At 70.1% G+C, this 22,816-nt stretch carries 29 protein-coding genes and 1 pseudogene; 20 read left to right on the top strand and 10 right to left on the bottom strand.

What is annotated here, in order from left to right:
• Nucleotides 1–248: 248 nt before the first annotated feature.
• The 7 genes from HFP15_RS40050 (at nucleotide 249) to HFP15_RS40020 (ending at nucleotide 4,790) form a co-directional block, all read left to right on the top strand.
• The gene (locus HFP15_RS40050; protein WP_168523464.1) at nucleotides 249–758 is read left to right on the top strand and encodes a hypothetical protein; all 510 of its coding nucleotides are present in this window, start codon (nucleotides 249–251) and stop codon (nucleotides 756–758) included.
• Entirely contained in the window at nucleotides 755–1,087 is a 333-nt protein-coding gene (locus HFP15_RS40045) for a hypothetical protein (protein WP_168523462.1), read from the top strand. The genes HFP15_RS40050 and HFP15_RS40045 overlap by 4 nt, the downstream gene beginning before the upstream one ends.
• A 4-nt stretch (nucleotides 1,088–1,091) precedes the next feature.
• Nucleotides 1,092–1,430, top strand: coding sequence for a hypothetical protein (locus HFP15_RS40040; RefSeq protein ID WP_168523459.1), 339 nt, complete (start codon nucleotides 1,092–1,094; stop codon nucleotides 1,428–1,430).
• 187 nt (nucleotides 1,431–1,617) lie between these two features.
• Nucleotides 1,618–2,847: a coiled-coil domain-containing protein gene (locus tag HFP15_RS40035; RefSeq protein ID WP_168523457.1), complete on the top strand. Its 1,230-nt coding sequence runs from the start codon at nucleotides 1,618–1,620 to the stop codon at nucleotides 2,845–2,847.
• Nucleotides 2,844–3,251, top strand: a complete 408-nt coding sequence (locus HFP15_RS40030; protein ID WP_168523455.1) for a hypothetical protein — start codon at nucleotides 2,844–2,846, stop codon at nucleotides 3,249–3,251. The genes HFP15_RS40035 and HFP15_RS40030 overlap by 4 nt, the downstream gene beginning before the upstream one ends.
• The gene (locus tag HFP15_RS40025) at nucleotides 3,248–3,586 is read left to right on the top strand and encodes a hypothetical protein (protein ID WP_168523453.1); all 339 of its coding nucleotides are present in this window, start codon (nucleotides 3,248–3,250) and stop codon (nucleotides 3,584–3,586) included. The genes HFP15_RS40030 and HFP15_RS40025 overlap by 4 nt, the downstream gene beginning before the upstream one ends.
• A gap of 22 nt (nucleotides 3,587–3,608) precedes the next feature.
• Complete coding sequence (locus HFP15_RS40020) at nucleotides 3,609–4,790, top strand: hypothetical protein (RefSeq protein WP_168523451.1); 1,182 nt, start codon at nucleotides 3,609–3,611, stop codon at nucleotides 4,788–4,790.
• 10 nt (nucleotides 4,791–4,800) lie between these two features.
• On the opposite strand, the gene HFP15_RS43255 is transcribed toward HFP15_RS40020, so the two are convergent.
• Complete coding sequence (locus HFP15_RS43255) at nucleotides 4,801–5,073, bottom strand: helix-turn-helix domain-containing protein (protein WP_168523449.1); 273 nt, start codon at nucleotides 5,071–5,073, stop codon at nucleotides 4,801–4,803.
• A 171-nt stretch (nucleotides 5,074–5,244) separates the two neighbouring features.
• Here HFP15_RS43255 and HFP15_RS40010 point away from each other — a divergent pair, with 171 nt between their 5' ends.
• The 3 genes from HFP15_RS40010 to HFP15_RS40000 all read left to right on the top strand — a co-directional run bounded on the left by HFP15_RS40010 (nucleotide 5,245) and on the right by HFP15_RS40000 (nucleotide 6,778).
• Nucleotides 5,245–5,643, top strand: coding sequence for a hypothetical protein (locus HFP15_RS40010; RefSeq protein WP_168523446.1), 399 nt, complete (start codon nucleotides 5,245–5,247; stop codon nucleotides 5,641–5,643).
• Between the two features lie 68 nt (nucleotides 5,644–5,711).
• Nucleotides 5,712–6,275 carry a hypothetical protein gene (locus HFP15_RS40005; RefSeq protein ID WP_168523445.1) on the top strand — a complete coding sequence of 188 codons (564 nt, stop codon included), beginning with the start codon at nucleotides 5,712–5,714 and terminating at the stop codon, nucleotides 6,273–6,275.
• 185 nt (nucleotides 6,276–6,460) lie between these two features.
• A complete protein-coding gene (locus HFP15_RS40000) occupies nucleotides 6,461–6,778 on the top strand; it encodes a hypothetical protein (protein WP_168523443.1) in 318 nt (105 codons plus the stop codon).
• A 52-nt stretch (nucleotides 6,779–6,830) separates the two neighbouring features.
• Here the strand turns inward: HFP15_RS40000 and HFP15_RS39995 are convergent, their stop codons facing one another.
• The 3 genes and pseudogenes from HFP15_RS39995 to HFP15_RS44270 all read right to left on the bottom strand — a co-directional run.
• Entirely contained in the window at nucleotides 6,831–7,088 is a 258-nt protein-coding gene (locus tag HFP15_RS39995; RefSeq protein ID WP_210718502.1) for a DUF397 domain-containing protein, read from the bottom strand.
• Nucleotides 7,089–7,685 carry a DUF5753 domain-containing protein gene (locus HFP15_RS43250; RefSeq protein ID WP_312871985.1) on the bottom strand — a complete coding sequence of 199 codons (597 nt, stop codon included), beginning with the start codon at nucleotides 7,683–7,685 and terminating at the stop codon, nucleotides 7,089–7,091.
• Nucleotides 7,686–7,747: 62 nt separating this feature from the next.
• Nucleotides 7,748–7,960, bottom strand: a pseudogene (locus HFP15_RS44270) (helix-turn-helix domain-containing protein); the annotation flags it as partial.
• A gap of 290 nt (nucleotides 7,961–8,250) precedes the next feature.
• Here HFP15_RS44270 and HFP15_RS39980 point away from each other — a divergent pair.
• The 5 genes from HFP15_RS39980 to HFP15_RS39960 all read left to right on the top strand — a co-directional run bounded on the left by HFP15_RS39980 (nucleotide 8,251) and on the right by HFP15_RS39960 (nucleotide 9,897).
• On the top strand, nucleotides 8,251–8,421 hold the full coding sequence (locus HFP15_RS39980; protein WP_168523437.1) for a hypothetical protein: 171 nt from the start codon (nucleotides 8,251–8,253) through the stop codon (nucleotides 8,419–8,421).
• Nucleotides 8,418–8,573 (top strand): hypothetical protein, encoded by a 156-nt coding sequence (locus HFP15_RS39975; protein ID WP_168523435.1) that lies wholly within the window; start codon nucleotides 8,418–8,420, stop codon nucleotides 8,571–8,573. The genes HFP15_RS39980 and HFP15_RS39975 overlap by 4 nt, the downstream gene beginning before the upstream one ends.
• Nucleotides 8,574–8,578: 5 nt before the next feature.
• Nucleotides 8,579–8,965: a hypothetical protein gene (locus HFP15_RS39970; RefSeq protein WP_168523434.1), complete on the top strand. Its 387-nt coding sequence runs from the start codon at nucleotides 8,579–8,581 to the stop codon at nucleotides 8,963–8,965.
• A gap of 120 nt (nucleotides 8,966–9,085) precedes the next feature.
• Nucleotides 9,086–9,550 carry a hypothetical protein gene (locus HFP15_RS39965; RefSeq protein ID WP_168523432.1) on the top strand — a complete coding sequence of 155 codons (465 nt, stop codon included), beginning with the start codon at nucleotides 9,086–9,088 and terminating at the stop codon, nucleotides 9,548–9,550.
• A gap of 149 nt (nucleotides 9,551–9,699) precedes the next feature.
• Complete coding sequence (locus HFP15_RS39960) at nucleotides 9,700–9,897, top strand: ANTAR domain-containing protein (RefSeq protein ID WP_168523430.1); 198 nt, start codon at nucleotides 9,700–9,702, stop codon at nucleotides 9,895–9,897.
• Between the two features lie 122 nt (nucleotides 9,898–10,019).
• Here the strand turns inward: HFP15_RS39960 and HFP15_RS39955 are convergent, their stop codons facing one another.
• Both HFP15_RS39955 and HFP15_RS39950 read right to left on the bottom strand, forming a co-directional pair.
• Nucleotides 10,020–10,268 (bottom strand): J domain-containing protein, encoded by a 249-nt coding sequence (locus HFP15_RS39955; protein WP_210718501.1) that lies wholly within the window; start codon nucleotides 10,266–10,268, stop codon nucleotides 10,020–10,022.
• Between the two features lie 46 nt (nucleotides 10,269–10,314).
• Nucleotides 10,315–11,361 (bottom strand): tyrosine-type recombinase/integrase, encoded by a 1,047-nt coding sequence (locus tag HFP15_RS39950; RefSeq protein ID WP_168523428.1) that lies wholly within the window; start codon nucleotides 11,359–11,361, stop codon nucleotides 10,315–10,317.
• An 81-nt stretch (nucleotides 11,362–11,442) separates the two neighbouring features.
• Between HFP15_RS39950 and HFP15_RS39945 the strand changes: the two genes are divergently transcribed.
• Nucleotides 11,443–11,847, top strand: a complete 405-nt coding sequence (locus tag HFP15_RS39945; RefSeq protein WP_168523426.1) for a hypothetical protein — start codon at nucleotides 11,443–11,445, stop codon at nucleotides 11,845–11,847.
• A 293-nt stretch (nucleotides 11,848–12,140) separates the two neighbouring features.
• The gene (gene ssb, locus HFP15_RS39940) at nucleotides 12,141–12,545 is read left to right on the top strand and encodes a single-stranded DNA-binding protein (RefSeq protein ID WP_168523424.1); all 405 of its coding nucleotides are present in this window, start codon (nucleotides 12,141–12,143) and stop codon (nucleotides 12,543–12,545) included.
• Nucleotides 12,546–12,581: 36 nt separating this feature from the next.
• On the opposite strand, the gene HFP15_RS39935 is transcribed toward ssb, so the two are convergent.
• The 4 genes from HFP15_RS39935 to HFP15_RS39920 all read right to left on the bottom strand — a co-directional run bounded on the left by HFP15_RS39935 (nucleotide 12,582) and on the right by HFP15_RS39920 (nucleotide 14,742).
• A complete protein-coding gene (locus HFP15_RS39935; RefSeq protein ID WP_168523422.1) occupies nucleotides 12,582–12,734 on the bottom strand; it encodes a hypothetical protein in 153 nt (50 codons plus the stop codon).
• Nucleotides 12,735–12,808: 74 nt separating this feature from the next.
• Entirely contained in the window at nucleotides 12,809–13,195 is a 387-nt protein-coding gene (locus tag HFP15_RS39930) for a type II toxin-antitoxin system VapC family toxin (protein ID WP_168523420.1), read from the bottom strand.
• Nucleotides 13,192–13,527: an AbrB/MazE/SpoVT family DNA-binding domain-containing protein gene (locus HFP15_RS39925; RefSeq protein ID WP_210718500.1), complete on the bottom strand. Its 336-nt coding sequence runs from the start codon at nucleotides 13,525–13,527 to the stop codon at nucleotides 13,192–13,194. The genes HFP15_RS39930 and HFP15_RS39925 overlap by 4 nt, the downstream gene beginning before the upstream one ends.
• Before the next feature lie 1,002 nt (nucleotides 13,528–14,529).
• Nucleotides 14,530–14,742, bottom strand: coding sequence for a hypothetical protein (locus tag HFP15_RS39920; protein WP_168523418.1), 213 nt, complete (start codon nucleotides 14,740–14,742; stop codon nucleotides 14,530–14,532).
• Between the two features lie 792 nt (nucleotides 14,743–15,534).
• Here HFP15_RS39920 and HFP15_RS39915 point away from each other — a divergent pair.
• The 3 genes from HFP15_RS39915 to mobF all read left to right on the top strand — a co-directional run bounded on the left by HFP15_RS39915 (nucleotide 15,535) and on the right by mobF (nucleotide 22,671).
• Nucleotides 15,535–16,407, top strand: a complete 873-nt coding sequence (locus tag HFP15_RS39915; RefSeq protein ID WP_168523416.1) for a hypothetical protein — start codon at nucleotides 15,535–15,537, stop codon at nucleotides 16,405–16,407.
• A 171-nt stretch (nucleotides 16,408–16,578) separates the two neighbouring features.
• Nucleotides 16,579–17,157, top strand: a complete 579-nt coding sequence (locus HFP15_RS39910; protein WP_168523415.1) for a hypothetical protein — start codon at nucleotides 16,579–16,581, stop codon at nucleotides 17,155–17,157.
• 723 nt (nucleotides 17,158–17,880) lie between these two features.
• Nucleotides 17,881–22,671, top strand: coding sequence for a MobF family relaxase (gene mobF / locus HFP15_RS39905; protein ID WP_168523412.1), 4,791 nt, complete (start codon nucleotides 17,881–17,883; stop codon nucleotides 22,669–22,671).
• Nucleotides 22,672–22,816 lie beyond the last annotated feature (145 nt).

The raw sequence follows: 22,816 nt of genomic DNA, 5'->3' as shown, positions 1-22,816 counted from the left end.
GCCCGGCTGACGCCGGCGGCCCTGCGGGCCGTCCTTGCATTCGGGTCCCCTTGCTCCCCTCGAGGACAGGCGCGCGGGCAGGCCAGGAGTGGCCTGCCCCGAGGCACGGCGCGCCCACCCCACAGCTGTGAGCGGGCTCTAAAGATCATGAAAAACATGGGTTGACCAGGCGCAAAGACTTGAGGCGTACGCCTTAAAAATGCTAGACTGGAGGCACGACGACAGCAGGACCGAAGGAGATCAAAACGATGGGTACTGAGTCCAAGCAGCTTGACCCGGACGTGACGCTCGTGGCGATGCGACGACTGCTCAGCGACATCGACGCGATGACCGCGAAGGCGATCGGCGAGGACGACGATGACCAGGCTGAGCGCTGGTTCGAGTCCTGCGCCGCCCTGCGTACGACCCTGGCCGACCGGTTCGCGGATCTGGACGAGTGGCTCTCCGGTGGCGGAACGCTGCCGAAGGCGTGGACCCAGGCCCCCGTCGAAGCGGTCGCCGAGACCGGCACATGGGAGGAGCGCACCGCGGCCGCCGTGCGGGAGCTGTTCTCGGTGGAGACCGCCCGGGAGATCACCGAGGGCGAGGCCTTCGGCCCGCTGGTCTACCGGCTGCGCCGCTACTGCGAGGCGAACGACGCCACCGCGCGCGAGGCCCTGGAGGCCATCGACGCCGACGCCCGCGCGTTCGCCGACACCCGGGCCGACAACCCGGCCGCGTTCCTGGCGAAGCAGCTGCGCGAGCTGGCAGGCGAGTGACCAGGGGAGGAGGTGCGCGCGATGAGCGCGAACGCTGCCGAGGCGGCCGCGGTGAAGGCCGCCCGCGACGAGCACGACAGGGCAGCCGCCGGCGCGGACACGCCTACTTCTGGGAAGGCCGGTGCGAGCACTGCGGGGCCACGGTCAGCGTCGGGTCCGGCTGGAGTTCCTGCCCGGGCGTCCGCGACGCGCGGCATGTGGCGTGCAGCGGCCCGGGAACCGCGGTGCTGACCGAGATCGAGATCGAGACCGAGCGCGCGCACGAGCTGGCCGCCGCCGCAGTGCGCGAGTTCGGCCGGAACGTGGCCGACGCGATGAGGAAGGAGTGAGGACATGGCCGACGAGCCCGACCTGACCGGGGCCGAGCGCTACGTCGAGACCGCAGACCGGCCGATCGCCGGCGGCACGTGGTTCGTCCTGCCCGGGGACCGGGTGATCTACCAGCGGCCGAACGGCGAGTACGTGCACACGCCGGTGGTCGCGGCCCACACCCTGCGGTCGTCGCCGACCTTGGCGGCGCGTCACCGACGAGGACGAGGGGAGGTGAACGCGATGCGTGCATGGCTGCTGCGCCTGCTGAGCTGCGTGGGCTCCGGCGGGAGTCACCCGTACGCCCGACGTGGGGCGGACGGGCACTGGTACTGCACGGAGTGCGGCCAGATGGTCCGGTGATCTGGGGGACGGGCCGGGAGCTATCCGGCCCGTCCGCCGACCACCTTACGGCCGGCCGGACGGCACCGAGGGCGGCGCGTCGATCATGGCGCGCCGCCCTCCACTTTCGTCTACGTATATCGTATAAACGTTTAATACGATGTACGTAAACGTTGACGAAAAAACGAAAATGTGGGATGATGGAGCCATGACCGAGATGAGCGACTCGCCGGCGGACTGGCCGGAACCGGAGCGCGGCGCCTGCTGGTTCCGTGGCTGCCCGAACGAGGTGCCGCAGCCCGAGGGGCGCGGCCGGCAGCGCACCGTGTGCGAGCAGTGGGTGGACGGGCTCAAGCACACGCGGCTGAACAAGAGCCTCGCCAAGAAGGGCCGGGTCGCCGTGCCGACGCCCGGTAGCGGACCGGCGGGGCCGCCCACCGCGGCCAGCGGCGAGGACCAGGTCGAGGCCGGCGGCAAACCCGTCTCGGCGGCACGTCAGACCTACGGGCAGACCCTCGCCGAGGTGCAGGCCGTGCTCGGCCGGCTGCCCGGGCTGGTCGAGCGCATGGAGGTAGCCGCCCGCACGGTCGCCGACCAGGAGTCCACCGCGGCCGAGATCGCCGCCGTCGAGCGCGCGAGCCGCGCGGCGATCGACGCCGCCGAGGCCGACCGCGACGCCGCCCAGAAGCAGGCGCGCACCGCGGCCGCCGAGGCTGAGGCCGCCGAGCAGGCCCGCGTCAACGCAGAGGAGACCGCCGAGGCTGCACTGGATGGTGAGGAGCAGGCCCAGTCCGAGCGCGACGAGGCCCGCGCCGCCCAGCAGGCCGCCGAGCAGGCGAGGGCCGACGCCGAGGAAACCGGCGAGCAGCTACGCGCCCAGCTCGCCGAGCAGGAGCGCCGCGCTGAGCGGGCCGAGGACTCGGCCGAGCAGCTGACCAGCGAACTCGCCACGGTCACCACCGACCGGGACCAGGCACACGCCACCATCGAGCAACTGCGCGAGGAGCTGGCCGGGGTGCGGCAGCAGCTCACCGACACGACCGCCGACCGCGACGAGCAGCGCCAGCAGGTCACCGCGGAGCGGGAACGCACCGAGGCACAGCGCCAGCGGGCCGACACCGCCGCCGGACAGGCCGAGCAGCTGCGCGACCAGCTGGCCACGGCCACCCAGCAGCAGGAACGCACCGCCGGCGAACTGGCGACCGTGCGCGAGGAGGTGACGAGTCTGCGCCAGCAGCTCGCCGAGGCGCAGGCCACCGTGGCCGAGCAGCGCGCCAAGGCCACCGCCGCCGAGCAGGCCGTGGAGACCGAGCGCGGCTACCGCGCCGAACAGCGCGAGGCCCACGAGGCGACCGCGCGCGACCTGCGCGCCGAGGTGGAACGGCTGCGCGCCCAGCTCACCGGAGGACCAGAGCGCGAGGAAGGATCAACACGATGATCGGAAACCACCATCCGCACGCCGGGCTCGACTTGACTACCGAGCAGCTCAATGCCGCGCTCGACAAGTGGAAAGCCGACTGCGACAACCGGTTCATTGCCGCCGCCGTGACGCTCGTCCAGGAGCACGACGGATGGCTGCACCGCACCGACTTCCGCCGCAGCTGCATTTACGTCTGGAGTGACGCCTACCCCGACAGTGCCGGCAAAGCGTCCATCCATTGGCGAAACGCTCTTGACTTCCTGGAGGGCAACCCGAACGCCTCAACCAGCGAACTTTCCGTGCTCCGGTTCGCGTGTGCACTGGCCCTGGACGAGTTTTCCTGGTCAGCGCTGGGCTCGGCTCACCTGGACATGGTGTGGCAGGCGTTCGCGACCGCGATGAAGAAGGAGACCAACCGATGACCAGCGACGGCCCCGACTTCGCCGTGCTGCACCCAGACGGCCGCCTCGAGTACGGCCGGCTCGGCGAGGACGGATCGGCCTACCACGCGGTGAAGCCGTACATCGATGACGTGTCCTCGCAGGGCATGGGCCGGTTGCGCGCGTGGTTCTCCGACGGGTTCGGTGGCCTGCCACCGAACCCACTGGCCGACCGGGTGCTCTCGTCGGTCGGCTACCACCACCCGACCGGCTGGCGCGGAACCGTCGCGCTGTCGATGGAGGAGGACCAGGCCGGCGAGTACGCGCCGCTGCCGACCGAGGTCCGCGCAACCCTGGACGAGCTAGCCGCAGGCTGACCGCGCGAAGGAGCAGGGGCTCATGTCGTTGACCACGCAGCTGCACGGCGGCCCGCTGGCTGCCTGGTGCGCGGCGAACCTGCCGGGCACCGAACGGCTTGCCGCCGAGGTGACCGCGGCCGCCCGGCGATACCGGCCGGTCCGGCCGGACGGCCAGGTGCCGGCCGAGCACTGGGCCGCGATCGGCGGCGCGTTCGGTCAACGGTTGGCGTTCCTGGTCCAGCAGTCCCCGCCGTACTACGCGCTGTACGGCCTGGTCAGAGCCGGTATCGCGTCCCGGCCGTGGGCCGATGTCACCGCGTCGCTGTTCCCCACACACGCCGGCCTCCCGGTCGAGCTGGCCGCGAAGGCGCTCGAGCTGCGGCCGACGCCGGGCGGGTGGGCCGACCTCGGCGACCCGATGGGCACCGCGGTCCTGGAGACCCCGGACGAGGCGGTGCTGTCGGAGTTCTTCGCGCGGCTGCTGGGCTACCTGCGCGACCACGCCCCGGTCGGGCAGCTCGGCGGCCGCGGCGTCGAGGCCGGCCTGGCCCGCGCGTGCGCGGTGCTGTCCGGGTGGGAGGACGCCTACCGCTCGGCGACCCTGCCGGGCGAGCTGCTGGCGCTGCACGAGCGCGGCGGGTACACCGTCGAGCAGCTGCGCGCGGTCATCCCCGAGCACCACGTGACCGAGCTGGTTGCCCTGGCCGAGCAGATGCGCACCACCGGCGCGCTGGAGACGCTGCGCCGGTCCGCCGGCGACCCGCCGCCCGAGCAGCCGCTCGGCACGGCCGGACCCGTGATCGTCAACCACTGGGCCGATGGGGACCTGATCACCGGCCGCACGCTGTGGGACGTGAAGACCGTGGTGCGCGTGGACCACCCCGACCGGCTGGCCCGGTGGCTGTGGCAGCTGCTCGCCTACGCCTGGCTGGACACTGCCGACACGTGGGGAATCCGTTCGGTGGGGCTCTACCTCGCCCGGCATGGCGCGTTGGTCTCCTGGCCGCTGACCAGGTTCACCGCGACGATTCTCGGCGGGCGGCCCGAGGCCGCGGTCCGCGAGGAGTTCCTGACCGTGGCCGCGCGGGCCGTCGCCGAGGAAGGCGCCGAGCCGCCCGGACCGTGGCGGCCGCGCCCGGCCGCGCAGGCCGAGGAGGGCACCGCCTCGCCGGCGGATGCCGGGCACCGGCGCGGCCTGCTCCCGCGCTTGCGCCGGCGGTAAGCACGTCGTTCTACCGGCCGAGCCGTTCGATCGGTGGTGTATCTGGCTGGAGGCCGCGGGTCAGCTCGGCGGCGTCGATGCCGAGGCCGTAGGCGAGATCGATCAGGGTCTCGAAGCTGGGCAGCATCTGTCCGCGTTCGTAGTTGCTGATGTCGGAGACCGAGCATCCGCACTTGTAGCCCAGTTCGAGCTGCGAGAGGTTCTTGGACGTGCGGATCTGCCGAAGGCGAGCGCCGAACGTTCCGGCGAGCCCGGACGTGGGCGGCTTCGGCGGTTTTGGCACCCCGAAACCTTGATCGACTAACCGGAAGACCACTATAGGCGTTTTCGGTGGTGGCACTTCGGTTATGTCATTCCATAAACTACTGTCTAGTCTGAATGATCAAACACGCAGGTCAGGGCACCACAACAGCACTGAGGCTGGAAGTGGGTGAGAACGATCATGGTGTGGGGTGTGTCTACCGAAACCGGCGACGACACAGTGATCGTCGGCGCCGAACGGCGCGAGTACGGGAGGCGCGCCGGTGGCGCCGCGGACTGGTGCTCGAGCGCGTTGTGTGCGCTGGCGCGGACCCGAGTCCCGCGCGGTGCGAGCCGCGCGTGCGCTCTGGCGTTCGCGATCGCAGTCGGCGCCGGGCAGGACATCGGCGTGCACGAGGCAGTGGTGTGCGTCGAGTGCGGCGACTCTCGATCCGCGGACCCCTGGGCACCCTGGTTCCGGTCGTGGACGGGCGAGCCGCTGTGCGGGGAATGCGGCGCCGTCCTCGAGCTGGACGGGGAGTTGAAGGGGTTTGCGACCTTCGCGCGCGAACTGACCGAGCATGGCCGCCAGTACCGGGAGGATGCCGGGTGACGCGCAAACGACCGCCGCGCCGATCGAAACCGCGGTCGCAGCGTGAGATTCCCATGGGGGACACGGGCATGTCTTGGGTGGTCGGCGGCGGCCGGCCGGTCGCGGCGATCACGGGCGAGACGCTGGACGGTACGAGGTTCGAGATTGACCATTGGCAGCTGGCCAGCACGGTGACCTTGCTGGCTCTGTGGGCCAGCGACGGCACGCTGCGGCTAACGGCGACCGGCTGGGCTCTGGCCTGGTCCGATGTCCAGCGCGGCTACGAGTGGGGTGTGGACCCACAGCGCTCATCCCCGGATCGGATCACCCTGCATCTGCACGACACCCGACAAACCCGCCCCGCCAGCGTCGAGCTGATCGACATCACGCAAGGCCGGGACGGCAAACTGCGCGCCCAGTACTCGACCCATACCGCGCCGCACACGGGCCTCAGCGGCGACCCGGAGACGGACGTTCACCTGGCGATCATGCTGACCATGCTGCGCGAGAACGGCGGCACCTTGTCCGCCCGCCTCGATGAGTTCCTCGCTACCGCCGAGATGATCCAGACCGGGCATGACTGGCGTGCGGTCGAGTTCCCGCTCGACGGCCACCAAGTGAAGACGTTCCACCTGGTCGAAACAGCGGGGTAGCGGCGACTGTCTATGAACGAAGTCTCCAGCTATGCCCGGTCCAGCGTGTCTCGCGCTGGACGTCCGCGGGGCGACCGGCTGAGCCCTCCCCAGGCCCGGTTGCCCGACGCCCGGTCCCCGCGTTCGCCTACCCCCAGCGGCGCGGGGACCGTGGTGTGCCCAGCAGACGGCTTAATATCGAACTCATGTTCGATAAGTGGACTCGGGAAGCGTGGCGGCCCGTGGAACCGGCCCGGCCGGTCATCGTGCGCCTGGTCCGGGTTTTCCCGCCGGAGGGGGTGCGATGGGCGCGTGGCTTGCCCCTGTGGGTCCACGCCGGCGGGTTCGACGTGGCCGACGAGGTACCCGGCGAGCTGCACGGCTGGGCGCTGTCCTCGGCCGGCCGGTGGTGGGCCAGCGTCCGGTTCCGCGTCCAGTCCCGCAACGGCGAGCTGCATCTGGACCTGGACCAGTTCGTGCCAGCCGAGGCAGTCCGACCAGCCGATGAGAACGCGCCACCGTGACGAACAGCGAAGGCCCGGCCGTGTTCTGGCCGGGCCTCTTGCTGGGCAGAGATCAAATCAGGTGGTCGTAGCGACCCGCTTTCGCGTCGGCTACGAAGGCCGCCAGCTCGGCGGGCGTGTACACCTGCGTGCGGGCGCGTCGTTCCTCCCCGGGCAGCTTGTCGTCCTGAATGGAGATGTACCCGCCCCGCGCCGCGATCGTGATGCAGTTGCCGGTGCTGCCGCTGGCCAATGGCTTGGCGTGCTCGGCGTGCACGAGCTGGTCGTACAGCTCGTCAGGAACCTGCCGGTACGGGTTGTGTTCGCTCATTTACTCGTCCAATTTCTTCTTTGCCGCGTGCAGCCTGTCCAGGGACTCTCGCCCGGCGAGCGCCTGGGCCAGCGCTGCGTTGAAGGTGTAGGTCACCGACTTGATGGACTCTTTGTCCTCGTAGATGGCTGCCCCGAGGTCGCCGTCGATCTGCACCACCTCCGCGTCCTCATCGTCCGGGAAACCGTAGATCACGAATCCGCCGAAACCGGGCCACGGTGCGGCCGTGAACGGCAGCACGTGCAGTGCCGCGGTGTCGTCCTCGGCGACCTCGCACAGCTTGTCGAGCTGCGCGCCGAGGACGGCCGGCCCGCCAACTTGGTGGTACAGGGTTGCCTCGGCGAGAACGGCGACCAGCCCACCAAAGCCCTCTTCAGTGAGCCGTTGCTGCCGGCGCATCCGAAGCTCGACCAGATCGTCCACGGCCGTAGGCCGCACCCACGCTCGCGCCGCCTCGACCACCGCCCGCGCGTAGTCGGGCGTCTGCAACAGCCCTTGCACGAACGTCGAGTCGTAGGTGCGCAAGGTGGTGGCATCGTCGCCAGCTCGACCATCAGCTCGAGCGTTTCGTGCAGGAACGGCGAGTACTCCTTCCACCACCCGGGTTCCTCGGCGAGCGCGCGAAGCGCCTCGAGCTTCTCCCCAGCCGCCTCGTCCACAGCCAGGGCTGTCAGCATTCGCCGAAGCTGCTCGGCGTCGAGGCGAGCCGTTCCCGCCTCAATCTTGGACAGCTGTCCCTGGCTGATCGTGGCGTTCTTCGGCTGCCCGTCGTTGATCGCCTCGCACAGCTGCCCTTGGCTCAACCTCGCCGCCTCCCGCAGCTTGCGCAGCTGTTGGCCCAACCTCCGGGCTCGGATCGTCTTACGCGCCACCTCGTGCTCCCGCCGAGTCCGTTCCCACACGCGACACCCACTCCTGCCTGTCAACGCAGTTCACCCAGATGGCCGACTAGCGACCCTGGAATTATTCCGACATGATTCCGCATGTGGCCGGAATGGGCTTGGCCACAACAGTAGCGCCGGAGGCGGTCACTGCGGGAGATCCCCCAGTCCCGCAGGCCGAGCCGCCTCCGGCGCGCATACGAACCGCGGTGCCCTGTCGTGACCCCCGACCCCGGCAGGGCACCGCGGCACCACGGGTCAAGACCGGACGGACGGGGCCGATGGGCGAGAACGCACCGCAGGAGCGCGGCGACGAGCCGGTGATCCGCACGCCCCAGGACCTCGCCGAGGCGCTCACCGAGAAGTTCCTGAGCAACGCCGATGCCGGCAACAACGCCGCGAACGACGAGATGATCAGCCAGCTTCGCGAGTGGAAGCGCAAGAACCGATGAGCGCCGCCGACGTCGAGGACGAGCTGCCGCGCCGGTTCTCCGGGCAACTGTTCCCCGAACCGCTGCGCCCGGTGTGGTTCGAGGACAACCCCGAGACCCTGCGCCGCGTGCGCGACGGACTGATCAACCTGCCTACCGACGACGAGAGGTGACCGCCGTGACCATCCAGCTCGAGCTACCCGCACCGGGTACCGAGTTCCCGACGCTCGACCTCGCCGAGCTGGACGAGGTGCCGCTGCGGCCGGCGGTGTACCTGAGCACGTTTGAGCACCGCGAGTTCCCGGCCGCCCTGGCCGTCGCGCTGCCGACCGTCGTGCACGCGCAGCCCCGCCAGATCGGCGAGCTGCACGACGAGCACGAGTTCATCGACGCGCGCAACGGCGCCGCCGTGCGCCTGGTGCTCACCTACGACTGCCACGCCCGCCAGGTCGTCGCCCGCATCGCCGAGGCCGGACCGGTGGGGTTGTGGGATCGGATCGTCACCGCGGCTACGCAGTGGACCCAGGACGGTCGGCCGCCGGCATCCGGGTGGTCCCCGCGCTGACCGCCCGTGGTTCGCAAACAAGCCCCGGCGAATGGGTGGCCGGGGCTTTTTGCTGCGCGGACACCCGTGACCAGCGCGGATCGAGCTACGCTCGACTGGTCGATCACCCGGGGGTGCACAGTGAGCGGACGACCCGAGCAGCAGGGCAGCGACTACGACGACGGCTACGACCCGGACGCATGGAAGGAATTCACGCCCTGGCGGCCGGGCGATCCCTCCACCGCCGACGAAGCGCCCATGTCGGCGGCCGGCGACTTCTTCGAGGGCCGACACTGGACACCGGACACGCGCCCCGGCAGCAACGCCGGGCAGCAGCGCGACGAACGCGGCGGTGGCCGGCAGCGCCGCAGCTGGTGGTGGACCGAGGAGTCAACGCCCCGCCGGTACGAGACCGGCGACCGGGTACGCAACCAGCGTGCCGCCGGGGCCGGCGCCTTCTCTACAGTCCAGCCGGGCACCAAGGGCGAAGTCGTCTCCACCCGCCGAGGCCTGCTCGGCGACGACTACGCCACGGTGAAGTTCGAGAACGGCTACACCGAGGAAGTGCGCACCGAGAACCTCGAGCGCCGCGGGTGGCTCGACTGACCGGCGCTGTGCCAGGGTGAGCGTCGTGCGCTGGTGATCAACCTCTTGCGTTGGTGTCGTTGGCAACTCATTGCGAGTTTTCACGGGGCCGGCGTTCCGGTAACTTTCGCGCAGCAGGCAACGTTGCACCCGAGCATGGGATTTCGGTTATGCCCGGCGCGGTATGGGGCTACTTCTTGCCCGACCATGTCCACCAGGCCACCGGCATGGCGGCTGTCCAGCTGCAGGTGTCGGTCGATCTCGCCTTCGCGCTGCTGTGCCTGGAAGCCGAGATTCAGCGTGTTCCCGTGACGGACCTCGCTGCCCGGGTCGTCTCTCGTACGTTCCACTTCGAGGAGCGACCGTAGAGATAAGGGTGAGCTCAGGTTGGGTCAGGGTGGTGGTGGACGGGTCCGACGCGCAGGTTTGGCGGCGACGTTGTGCTGTGGGGGTGCACCCGTACGGGGATGTCGCGGCGTTGTGCGGAGTCCTAGTGCTCTGTGGTGGGTGGTCGCGCGTGGTGGTCGCGCAGGTGGTGGTAGGCGGCGATCACGGTCGCGAGCCGGTCGCGATCCGGGTGCGCGGTGTCGGGGTGGCAGTCCCGGACCGCGCGCCGGTAGGCCGCAGTGATCTCGGCGGCATCGACGCCGGGCTCGAGGCCGAGTACCGCGTACGGGTCGGGCTGGCCGGCAGGACGGGACGTGGTCATGGCGAGGAACGGGGGGACTCGGGCCGGCATTTAAGCCTGGGTGGGCCACGCTCGTTTGCGGCCGGTGACACGATCCTTACCGGCACGCTAGGTACGCGGCCAGGGTGTAGGCCGGCGACCGGTCGAGGTTGCCGCGGGACCGGTCGTAGCGCCGGGTGGTGCGGGCGTCCTTGTGTCGGGCGAAGTCTTGGGTGTCGCGCAGGCTCGCGCCGGCGTCGAGCGCGAGTGTGATAGCCGTGTGCCGCAGGCTGTGAATCGCGAGCTGCGACCACACCTCGATGCCGGCCGCCTTGGCGAGACGTTGCACGAGGTCCCACACCTGCGAGCGCTGCACCCGCTGGCCGGTCGCGGTGGCCAGCAGCGGGCCGTGCAGCTCGCGCCAGTCGGCGAGCCCGGCCTGCTCGGCGCGATCGATCAGGTAGGCCTCGAGCGCGGCCCACGTGGCCGGCGCCAGCGGCACCTTGGCCTTGCGGTTGCCCTTGCCGAGGATGCCGAGCACGCGGTGTCCTCGGTCGGCGCTGAGATTGTCCACATCGGACGAGAGCAGCTCGTCGACGCGCAACCCGTTGTGTAGCAAGAGTTTCACGGTTGCGTCGGTGCGGAGCCGTTGGCGGCCGCGGTCCTGCTCGGCCGCCTCGAGCAGTGCCCGCGCTTGGTCGCGGTCGAGCCCGATGGTCTCGGTTTCGTCGTCATCGATCTTCGGTCGCTCCACGCCGGCGACCGGTTGGCGGTCCACCAGGTCGTGCCGGGCGAGGTGTTCGTAGAAGCGGGTCAGGGCCGACAGGCGCCGGCGCACGCTCGACTCGGCGGCGCCGGCCGACAGCTGCACGCTGACCCACAGGTCCACGTGCACCCGGCGCGCGTCGAGCACGTCTACGTTCCGCTCGGCCAGCCAGTCCAGCCAGCCGGCCACGTCGCCGAGGTAGGCCCGGCGGGTGCGCGCCGAGCGTAGCCCGAGCAACCAGGTCGCCAGCAGCAGCCGGTCCCGTTGCCCGCGGCGGGACAGCGCGGGCAGCTCGGTGGTCATGTGCTCGAGTACCTCGCCGGCGACCGCGACGGAGGCCGGCAGGCCGGTTGGGTGTGCGCCGCCCGGGGTGTCGGCGTCGAGCACGGCGAGGGTCATGGTCCACACCGTAGCGACGACGACCGACAGAATCGGCCGAATCGGTGGCGCGGTTCCCGCTGGTCACGCATGATCGGCCGCATGGTGCGAGGTTTCCGTCCCAGCTGGCGCCTGGTCCTGGCCCTGGTGACCGGGCTTGCCGTGCTGCTGGTCGGGCTGGACCTTCACCTCGGCGTGTTCCTGACGCTGGTGCTGGCCGTCGTCGCCGCGGCCCTGGTCGGTGCCTACTCCGGGCGGCGCCCGGGAGCGCCGCAAGCACGGCGACGTCGGCGAGAGCCGGAGCGGCCGCAGCTCCGGGCCGGCCATGAGGTGATCACGGTCCGGGACCTCGGCGGCGCGTTCAGCGAGCACGTGCCGGCCGGAACCCGGGGGGTGATCACGGCCGCCGGGTGGGACGGTCTGCACGCCTCGTTCACGATCTACGGTCCGCTCGGTTCGCGGCAGGCGCGGTGTCGAGTGGGGCCGGACGATGTGCGGCGCATCTGAACCTCACCAGAGCCGCGGGGGAGAGCGCCGGGTGCAGCTCGAGGGCTGCCTGCGGCTGGCTCGGCGAGCACATCTGGACTCCCGGAGGGCAGCACAACCGCGCCGGGGCAGGTCGCCGATGAACCCCGGCGGCAGCTGACGCGGGTGAGACGAGCCTGCGCTGCGCTCCGGTCGCCGGCGGCGATCACACCCGGTCAGCCGACCGAGAACCCCCGCCGATCCCTGCGGGACCCCTCTCCGGCCGCGCTGGGCTGGCGCCCGTCCAGATGACGCACCGAGCCCAGGAGGCAGCCATGAACGAGCAGACCATCGTCGGCAACCTGACCCGCGACCCCGAGGTCCACGTAAGCGCGAAGAACGCCCGGACCGTGACCACGTTCGACGTGGCGGTCAACCGCCGGCGGTTCGACCGGGAGACCGGCGAATGGATCGAGCAGACCCCGGTGTTCCACCGCGTGGTGACCTACGGGCAGCTGGCCGACAACGCCGCCGAGTCGCTGCGCCGCGGTATCGAGGTCGCCGTGATCGGCCGGTTCGCCGACGACAGCTACACCGCCGAGGACGGCACCCGCCGGGTTCGGATCGTGCTCGAGGCCGAGGTGGTGGCGCCGAGCCTGCGGTGGGCAATCGCCAGGCCGATGAAGGTCTCCCGCGACGCCGGCGCCCCGGCCGAGGTCTCCGAGGAGATGGGCGCCTGAACCCGCAGCGGGGCCGCCAGCGCGGCGGCCCCGCTCTTACCCGTTGTCCTCGTGGACTTGAGCGAGGCGATCGAGGGAGGCCGCGACGGCCAGCAACGCGAACGCGATCGCACGGGAGTCTTCATCCGCGGACGCCGCGGCTTCGTGGGCACGAGTGGCGTAGTCGCCAGGATCGTCCATGCTCCTCATGGACCAGCACGCTACCGAGTGAGTCGGCGAACCAGGCCGAACACGATCGGCTCGTCGGGCCAGCTGCCCGTAGGTCAGCGGATGAGCTGCACCCGCACGTCCAGCTCGACCTTGGACCAGGGACGGTCAGCCGTGACGGCGAAGCCCTCGGCAATGCTGGCCGCAGTGGCCAGGCAGGCCCGGTCCCCGAGGGAGAGGCCGGCGGGCCGGGTGGCCGGCCACAGCTCCGCGGCCACGGCCGCGGCGTCCGCGGTGAACGGGTGCACGTCCACCCCGAGATCGCACAGCCCGTCCACCGCGGCGCGGGGCATCGGGTGGTCGAACGCGATGAGTTTGGTCAGGACTTCGCTGTAGTTGACGGTGGACAGCACCGCGTTGCCGAGGTGCTCGGCGACGGCTTCATGCCCGGGCTCGCGGTAGATCAGGGCGAGGACCGCGCTGGCGTCGAGGACCGCGGTCACGCCGCCCCCGTCCCGCCGTCGCCGGCCTCGGCCACGGTCGCGTTGTAGCTGGAGTCCTCGCGGGCGGCCTCGGCGCGCCGCTCGGCGATCAGCTCATCCACCACGCTGCCGGTGTGCCCGGCGCCCTGCTTGGCAGCGATCGCCTCGTCCTGGATGCGGGCGAGCAGGTGTGCCCGGTCCTCGAGCACGACGCGGCCGCGCTCGACGTAGCACACCAGCGAGGCTCCGGCCGCGATCCCGGCCGCCCGGCGAACCTGCGCCGGAATCGTCACACGCCCATCAGGTGCGACGGACACATCACCACGAGCCGAATGACTCTCTACATTCGTCATACCGCGATACTATACGGCGGACCACCCGATCTATGCCGAATGATTGGGTAAAAACGGCGCACTGCCGAGGTATCCGGCGGACAGGGGCCTGTCCGGCAACCTGACGATAATCGCCTATATCGCCAGGTCTTCTCTGACGAATCGACGGCCCTTGAACCGGGGCCGCCGCCGACGCGCGGGCCGAGCGCGACGATGCCTGTGTGCGGGCCGCCTTGCCATGCGACGGGCCCGAGTTGTTCCACGCGGGCGAGACGTTCCGACACACCTTGCGGACGAGGTATAGCGGGTCGATGACGACGGCGCGCCCGTCACCCGGGTTCGTGCCGCGCGGGGTGACTCGCGGTTTCCCCCTTGTTTCACCAGTTTGTCACTGGTGGCTGGTCGGACCACGCGGTGATCATCAGTATGTGGATCTGTGTAGGGCTGTCGGGACACGCCGCGGCATGGTGCTTGTCATTCGGCAATCTGTCGGGGTCGGCCGTTACTCTTCGATCCGTTGGCCCGCCAGGTCTTCCGCGTCGCTCGGCGAGTTCCGCCGAGATCCTCGGCACCGGCTGAGGGTTGTGGGTTGCGTGAGCAGCCCGCCCCGGACCTGGAGGAGCTGATAGTGGCGAAGCGGAACAAGCGCGCCGAATGCGCGCGGTGCCGTTGGCTCAACAGGACGAGGGGAACAGTGGCTGGCACCACTGGCCCCCTGCTCGTCCTGCTGGCCTTCGCCCACGAGGTTGTGCGCCTCGTGAACTGAGGCCCGGTAGCCGGGCCACCTGCACGGCGGGGTCGGTCTTCGGATCGGCCCCGCCCACCTCGTTCACCGACATTTTCCACGGCGATGTCATCGGCCGCGAACGGTCGCAGTATTACACGAGTTCGGCCCGTTGGCACCGGCGAGCTGAGGCGGACACGCCGCTGGTCGCGGGGTTTCTCTCGACCTTCGGTCCCGGCTCACGGTACGGGCTGGCACCGACATTTTCCGCCTCGGCTTCCCGCCCGTGGGGCGGCCGGTCACCCCATCGCGGGCGGGACGCCGAGGACGTCGGAGACCAGCTCGCGTAACGCGGTGAAGGCCGTTTTCTCCGGGAGGTTCTCGCGGTAGGCCCGTTCCTCGGCGAGCGCGGCGGCGACCAGCAGCTCCCGGGATTCCGCGCGCGGCCGCAGACGGCGGGCGGGCGGTTCGTAGTCACCGAGGGGACGCAGGCCGAAGTGTGTGATGTCCATGGTTCGACGCTGGCACGTCGTCGGCGCCGAAGACAGCCCCGACCGCACAAACTGGGGATAACCCGGTTGCTGTGGACAACACACGGCGCCGCGCGGACGATGCCTGTGATCGGCGAGACTGGGCTGGTCAGCGCACGGTGCAGTCATGTGCGAGGCCGACGCGACAGCAGACGACCCGGGGCGGCTGGTGCTGGGAGCGCGGTCTTGACAGCTTTGGCCATCGCCTCGACGTCCCCGATTCCGCCGCGGTCGTAGACCCGCCTCAGGAGTCGGAGCACGGCCAGGCGGTAGAGCAGCCAGCACGGTGCGGGCAGGCCGGCACCGATCAGGCCGAGAATGAGGGTTGGGTTCACCCGAGTTCTCCGTCAGCGTGTTCCTCCCACGCTGACGGGGCGGGCTTGCCGCAACGAGGACGGCTTTCACCAACGGACTCGATGATGATCATCGACCCGTGGCGCTCGGCCGGCTACCGAGATACCTTCCATCGTTGCGTGCCCCTTCGCGATCACGACATCGCGTGCCGAGCGGGACTCGGTAAGGGCTCCTGTGCTGGTCCACATTCTAGACCGGGTACCACCGGGCGCGGTGCCACCTGGACCTGCGAGCCGATCGCCAGCGAAGGCGCACGAAGGCCTGGCCCACTACGTGATCGTGGAGCAGGCCCGGCAGGTTGCCGTGGTCGAGGTGCAGTGGTTCGGCTGACACCGTTCGTGCTGGTCACGAGCCATTCCGGCCCGTGTGAGTTCGGAAAACTCCCCGCGCAAATGGAGTAATGAGCGCACGATGGGGGGCATGAGTGACGAAAGTGCTCCGGCGAAAGTCGGATGGTGGGGGCGCCACTCAGGCAGACTCGTGCTCCTCGGGCTGCTGGTTTTCGCCCTGGTGTTGTGGCCCTTCTCCGACTGGGAGGTCTGGGCGTGGGTGTTCGGGCTCGGCGCGACGATCCTGGTCGGCGTGACCCTCGGCGCGATCGGCGCGCGCGAACGGCTCGGCCCGACCTGGATTCTCTCGGCCGGTCTGTTGGTGGTCATCGGCTTCCTGATCGGGTACACCACACCGGCCGTATGGGGCCTCGGCGCCGGCATCGTATTGACCCTGCTGGGCATCGTCGCGGTCAGCGGCAAGGTGGGCGTGTCCCGCAAGGTGTGGCTCACGTCGTTGATCGCCGGGCCGGTGTTGCTCGTCGTCTGTGCGATCGTGATCACGATCGGCGCCGTCCAGCTGCACCGGCAGCGGGAGCAGGCCGCGCGGGAGTTTCACGATCTCCAGGTGTCCAAGATTCTGCCGCGGCCGCGGGGCGCGGTACTCCTGCTCGTGGAGACGATCGGGTTCCAGCAGAAGACCCAGAACGCGTGCTCCGTGTTCACCGATCAGGCGCGCGAGCAGTTCGCCCACGCGAACGGCGCGGACACGTGCGAGGGCGCCGTGGCGAGCCTGCACCGGCAGGTGCGCCACGCCGACCAGTACGTCAACTACGTGTGGATTCCCAGCCAGGCCGACCAGCTGTTGCCGGATGGCAAGACGACCATCATGGACGCTTGCCATCTCGAGTTTGGCAACTTCATCGCTGGTACCGACAGCGCCGCTGGCCCGCAGATCGGGCGGCTGACGTTCGTGCAGCAGTACGGCAACGGGTCGTTCATCACCGACTACCAGCCCTGCTAGGCCACGTGGAGCGAGATGACGGGCGCGTGTGGTTCAGATCCCGGTCGGCCGTGAGCGCGACGCGTACAGCATGGCGGGACGGCCCGCCGGCCATTTTCCGCGTAGCTCGCCCTGGTCCGCGCCGCGCGGCTACGCTGCGGGTCGTCGTTGCACGTTGGGAAGGACCTTCTGATGGTTGAGCAGGACGGGACGAGGCCGCGGCGTCGGCGGCGGTCGAGCGAGGTGGACGACCAGCTGGCGGAGCTGCTGGCCAAGCGCGACACCTTGGACGCGGACAAGGCTGAGCGGGATCGGATCGAGAAGGAGGCGCTGCGGAGGTACGCCGAGGCGCAGGTGCAGCTTGCGGGGATCGACAGCGAGACGCGGCGCAGGGTGGATGAGTTGCAGCAGCAGATCGCCGATGTGCAGCAGAAGGCCCGGGATGATCGGGCGGCCGGTGAGCAGGTGCAGGCAGAAGCGTTGGCGGCGCTGAACGGCGATCCAGTGGGCCGGAAGGCTGAGGAGCTAGCGCAGCTGTTCGACCTGCCGATCAAGCGGGTGCGTCGGATGATCCGGGAAGGGAAGCCGGGCAAGGCGCCCGGTTCTGCGGCGAGTTCGGTGTCCTCACCGCGGCCGACGAAGGACGCACCACACGGATCGGCCGCACGTTCGGATGCAGGAACCACAGCGCTCAGCAATCCCGCACCGACCGCCGCGGCACGGACCGTGGCGCCGCCGAGTCCGGCGACTGATGGCGCAACGTCGGCGTAGTCAAACTGTTCACGTAGCGGACCGGGTAACGCCATATGCGGAGCCCGGTCCGTTCCCATATCTGCTGTCGATCGGTTACCAAAGGCGGCCGGGATGACTTGGTTCTTGGTCATCAGCGATGGCCAGATGCAGGCAGGCATCGGCCAATCAGAAATTACCTTCGGTCCCGGCATTTGGCGACCTTGACGGTTCGAGGCCACGCAGCTCCCCCGGGGGCGGTCACGTTCTGTTGCGGTTCTGTGCGCGTCACCTGCCGGCCGCTAGAGCGCCCAGCCGGTCGGGGGTAGCGAGCTATTCATCTCCGATGAGGCCGTGCCGGTGGAGTTGTTCGGCGACGCGCCGGTCGCGGCGCGGTGTGCTGGCGTTGGCGGGTACGGGTGCGTGGGTGATGCGCTTCGCGGTGGGTGAGGGGTGCGATGCGGTGGTGCGGGGTACCTAGACGCCGCGAGCGGCGTCGTCGGCGCGCTGCGCGACTGCTGGTCGGCCATCCGGCGGAACGGTCTCTGTCGGGCCGGTGCTCTCTCTGGGCTCCTGGTTTCCCTGGCACAGGCCCCCTCATCTCGACCTCTTTCTCGCCTCTACTGACCTGCTCACCTTCACCTCATGCCGTCACCCTCCAGCCTCCTCACTACCGCACTCCTGCCTCTACACCTATCTGCCCTACCGCCTCCAACAGACCACACACCTATGCATTAGAGAAATGATCTTGGTAAGCTCAGGATCATGCTGCGCATCACGGCCGTGTCCGCCGGCGCGGTTGACTACCTACTCAGGGGTAGCAACTGTGCCGAGCATCGGCACGCACCGGAGCGCAACCAGGACCGCGAGCTCGACGGTCCTGGTTATTTTTTGTCGGCATCCGAGCACGGTGAGGCGCCGGGCATCTGGGGCGGAAACGGCGCCGGTTACTTCGGCGTTCGGGCCGGTTCTATGGCGACCGAGGAGGACGTGCGGAAGGTCTTCGGCGAGCTGAAGGACCCGGAGTCGGACGAGTACCTCGGCCGGGCTCCGCGGAACTACAAGAGCTACGAGAAGCTCTACGCGGAGGCCATCGCGCGTGAATCGGACGCGACACCGGAGCGGCTGCGCGAGATCAAGCAGGAGTGTCTCGGTGGGCAGCGGAAGGCCGTGGCCTACTACGACCTGACGTTCTCGCCGGTGAAGTCGGTCAGCGTCTACTACGCAGCGTTACTAGCTGAGGGGCGAACCGAGGACGCGCAGAAGGTGCTCGCCGCGCACGAGAACGCCATCAACAAGGCGATGGACTACGCCGAGAAGCACGCCGCCTACACGCGCACTGGTTACCACGGCAAGGCGCTCGACGGCCGATCGGTCGGCAAGTACGAGGAAGCCACTGGCCTCATCTGGACGTCCTGGCGACACTCCACCAACCGCGACGAAGAGCCGCAGCTCCACAGCCACGTCGCCGTGCTGAACCGCGTAGTCACGGCGTCGGACGGGAAGTGGAGGGCGCTTGACGGCAAGTCCTTCCAGCCGATCAAGCAAGGCATCGACGCCTACTACACGCGCGCACTTGAGCACGATCTCCGCCGCGACCTCGGCGTGGTGTTCGCCAACCGGCCGGACGGCAAAGCGCGCGAGATTCTCGGCATCGACCACGAGCTGTGCGCGGACGCGTCCAGCCGACGCGCGACGATCGAAGCGCGAGTCGCCGAGCGCGTGGCCGAGTTCGTGGAGCAGTACGGTCACGAACCCTCACCACAGCAGCTCAAGGAGATCACTCAAACCGAGACGCTCGACAGCCGCGCAGCTAAGACCGGAACGGCGCCCGACGAGCAGTACACGAACTGGTCCAGCGACAAGAGCGACCGACTGTCGGCGAGCCTTGATGCCGTGGAGGCCGCCGCCGCCGAAGTCTCTCTCAACGGCCACCCGGACCTGAAGCTCGGAGCGCACGCGACGATCGAGGAGGCACTCCAGGCTGCGGTTGAGTCGGTGCAGGCGAAGTACAGCACGTGGGACCGCGGCAACCTCGAGGCCGCGATCGGCGCGGAGCTTGACCGGTCACACGGCATCGACGGAGACCTGCACGAACTCGCCGATCAGGTACTCAAGGCAGGTAACCAGTACGGCGTCCTGACCGTTACGGCCCCCGACCCGACGACGGTTCCCGCTGCGCTCCAGCGTGAGGACGGGCGGAGTATCTACCGGCCGCACGTGGACGAGAAATACGCGACCGAGCGGCATCTCAGCACCGAGGAGCGGGTGGTGGTCGGTGCCCGGCAGCTCACGGCGCCGACCATCGACGGCCCAGACCTCGAGCTGCTGCGGGTCGAGCTGGAGGCCAACGGCCTCAAGCCCGACCAGGCCGCCGCGGTGCTGGGCACCGTGTCGTCCGGCTGCGCCGGCGACGTGCTGATTGGCCCTGCCGGCGCCGGGAAGTCGCACACGGTCGGCGTCCTCACCGACGTGTGGCAGAACCATTTCGGCACCCGAGTATTGGGCCTGGCCACCTCGCAGCGCGCCACCCAGGAACTCGAGGGACACGGGCTCGAGGCGATCAACACCACGGCGTTCCTCAACCGGTTCACCCCCGACGCGCAGACCGGCGAGGTCCGGGACTTCGTGCGGCCGGGCGACCTGTTCGTAGTGGACGAGTCTGGTATGTCGTCCACGGCCGAGCTGGCCCGCATCGCCAAGCTGGTCGAGGAGGGCGGTGGCAAGCTGCTTTACACCGGTGATCCCGAGCAGCTGGACGCGGTGGGCGCGGGTGGCCTGTTCGACCTCATTGGCCGCGACAACGGCGCGTTCGAGCTGGAGAACGTGCAGCGGTTCCACGACATCGACCCGCAGACCGGTGAGCGCATCATCCGGGAGTGGGAAGCCGACGCATCGCTGCGGATGCGTGTCGGCGACACGAGTGTCGTCCGCGAATACGAGGACCGGGGCCGGCTGCGCGGCGGCACCCGGGAGGAGATCCAGGACGCCGCGATCCGCGGCTACATGGCCGACACCCTGGACGGACTCGAGTCGCTGCTGATCGTCGGCAGTAACGCCGAGGCCGCCAACTTGTCCGCGCGGATTCACGCGCAGCTGGTCGAACTCGGCAGGGTGCAGCCGGAGGTGGTCGCGACCGACCGCGACCAGAACCCGCTCGGCGTTGGTGACGTGATCCAGGCGCGCAAGAATGCGCGTCTGGACACCTCGGACGGCCGGCGGGTGATCAACCGGCTGACCTACGAGGTGCTCGGCCACGACGACCGCGGCCGGCTGATGGTTCGCCAGCGCGAGACCGGCACCCTCGCGCACCTGCCGGAGTCCTACGTGCGGCAGCACGTCGCCTTGGCCTACGCGAGCACCGACTACGCGGCGCAGGGCCGCACCGTCGATACCGGACATGGCCTGTTGGATGAGACGACCACCCGCAACGCCGGGTACTCCCGCCTGACGCGTGGTACGGCGCGCAACACGGCCTACGTCGAGACGCACCGGGCGCCCGACGAACACGGTGTCGAGCGGCTCGACGTCACGCCCGGCGAGGCGTTCGCCGCCGTGCTCGAGCGGGACGGCACGCAGTCCGCCGCGCTCCTGGCGATGCGCGAAGGTCTGGAGACTTCGGCCGGTCTCGGCACAGTCGGCACGCAGTGGGACCTGGTGTCGAAGGAGTACGCCAGCGACCGCTACACCGACGTGCTGGCGGAGCTGTTCAGCCCCGAGGACATGGACCGCATTACGTCAGAACTTGGCTACGACCGGTTCATGCGTGCCGTCCGCGAGGCCGAGCTGAAGGGCCACAACGCAGCGAACATCATCCGCGAATCGGCGCAGCTGCGCGACATGTCCGGTGCCGACTCCTGGAGTGATGTGCTGCGCGCCCGGCTGCGCAAGCACGCCGAGGAGCGCCAGCCTGAGCAGCAGGTGGACCCGACGAACTGGACCACCTTGCAGGCCCCGATCGAGGGCGAGATCGGCCAGTTCACGCACGAGCTGGCCGTGCTGGCCAGCGACCGGCAGCAGGCCCTTGGCCGCCAGGCCGCCGAGGAGCTGCCCGAGTGGGCGCTGGTCAACCTCGGCCCCGTGCCCGACGAGGACGGGCAGCGCCGGGAGTGGATTCGCCGCGCCGGCATCGCGGCCGGCTACCGCGAGCTGCACGCGATCCCAGACACCTCGCTCTCGCTCGGCCCGGCGCCGAGCCGCGAACAGGAGTTCCACCGGGCGCTGTGGCAGCAGGCCTACGCCGCGCTTGGCCGGCCCACCGACGCGATGGACTACTCGGCCGCGACCGAGCACGAGCTGCGCGAGATGCGCGCTCGGTGGCAGCGCGAGCGCACGTGGGCGCCGGCCTACGTCGCCGACGAGCTTCAGCAGGCCTACCAGGTCGCCGCCGACTACCGCGCCGACGCCGCCTACGGGCGGGCTCAGCTGGAGCAGATGGCCGTCGAGTCCGAGGTCTACGCCGAGAGCGTGCGGCAGGTCGAGCTGGCCGAGCGCCTGGCCGAGCAGTACGCGGAGAAGGCCCGCTTGCTTGAGGACGTGCACCTGGCCCGCGGGCACTGGTTCGACTCGACCGAGGACGCCCGCCTGGCCGCCCAGATGGCCACCGAGGAACTGGAGCGGCGGGACCTGCCGCTCGAGGCGCAGCGGCCGCAGGCCGAGCAGCTCGAGCTGTTCGAGATCGCCGACGAGGCCGAGGTGGGCGCCGATCCCGGCCCGGCCGAGCCGGTCATCCCGGCGCAGCGGCAGGCCGAGCTGGCTGCCGAACGCGCCGAGCGGGAGCAGCAGGCCGGCGTGGGCGCCGAGGTCGAGGCCGAGCGGACGACGGAACCGGAGCAGGCCGCCCTGGAGGCTGGCACCGAGCAGGAGACCGACCGGCGCCAGTGGTGGCAGCGGTGGGCCGACAAGATCGGCGCACCGCGTGAGCGCGAGGTGGAACCGGAACAGGCCGAGGTCCGCCCGGAGCCCCAGGAGGAGCGCGAGCGCGCGGCCGCGACCCCGCGCCAAGCCGAGCAGGCGCGCGAGACGCAGCCGGAGCGGGACACCGAGCGGGACCGGGCCGAGGACCTGCCCGCCGACCGCGAACCCGGCCGGGAGGCCGAGCGCACCCAGGAGCGCGCGGCCGAGCAGCAGGTGGACCCGAACCAGCTCGAGCTGTTCGACCTCGAGCCGACGCCAGGCGATGTGGTGAAGGCGCAGCCGGTCCGCGGCGCCGAGCACGATCAGGCCGAGGAGCTGGACCGCAGCGCCGAGCACGAGGCCGGCCGCGATGTGGGCGAGACACTCGCCGAGGTGCGGCGGCAGGCTCGGGCGGCCGAGCAGCTGCGGACGCAGCGGGCCGCGGCCGAACGCGCGCGGGCCGAGCAGCGCCAGGTCGAGCAGGCCGCCGAGATGGCCGAAGCCGAGCGGCAGCGCCGGGACGAGGCCGAGCGGATCCGCCAGCAGCAGACCGAGCAGGCGCGCGAACAGCATCGCGAGCACGAGCCGGAGATCGAGCTGGTGCGCTCGGAGCCCAGCTCGCCGGCCGAGCAGTCGCAGCGCGGCCGCGGTGGCCGCTAACCGCGTCGAAGAACCGTTGTGGTGGTGTTTGTGGTGGTGGGGTGGGGTGTGCGCGCCTAGTGTGCGGGTCGCTGCCCCCAATGCAAGGAGCTTGGCCCGGCTGACGCCGGCGGCCCTGCGGGCCGTCCTTGCATTCGGGTCCCCT

This window comes from Amycolatopsis acididurans (assembly GCF_012328925.1).
Taxonomy (GTDB): domain Bacteria; phylum Actinomycetota; class Actinomycetes; order Mycobacteriales; family Pseudonocardiaceae; genus Amycolatopsis_E; species Amycolatopsis_E acididurans.
This window is presented reverse-complemented; position numbering and strand designations above follow the sequence as displayed.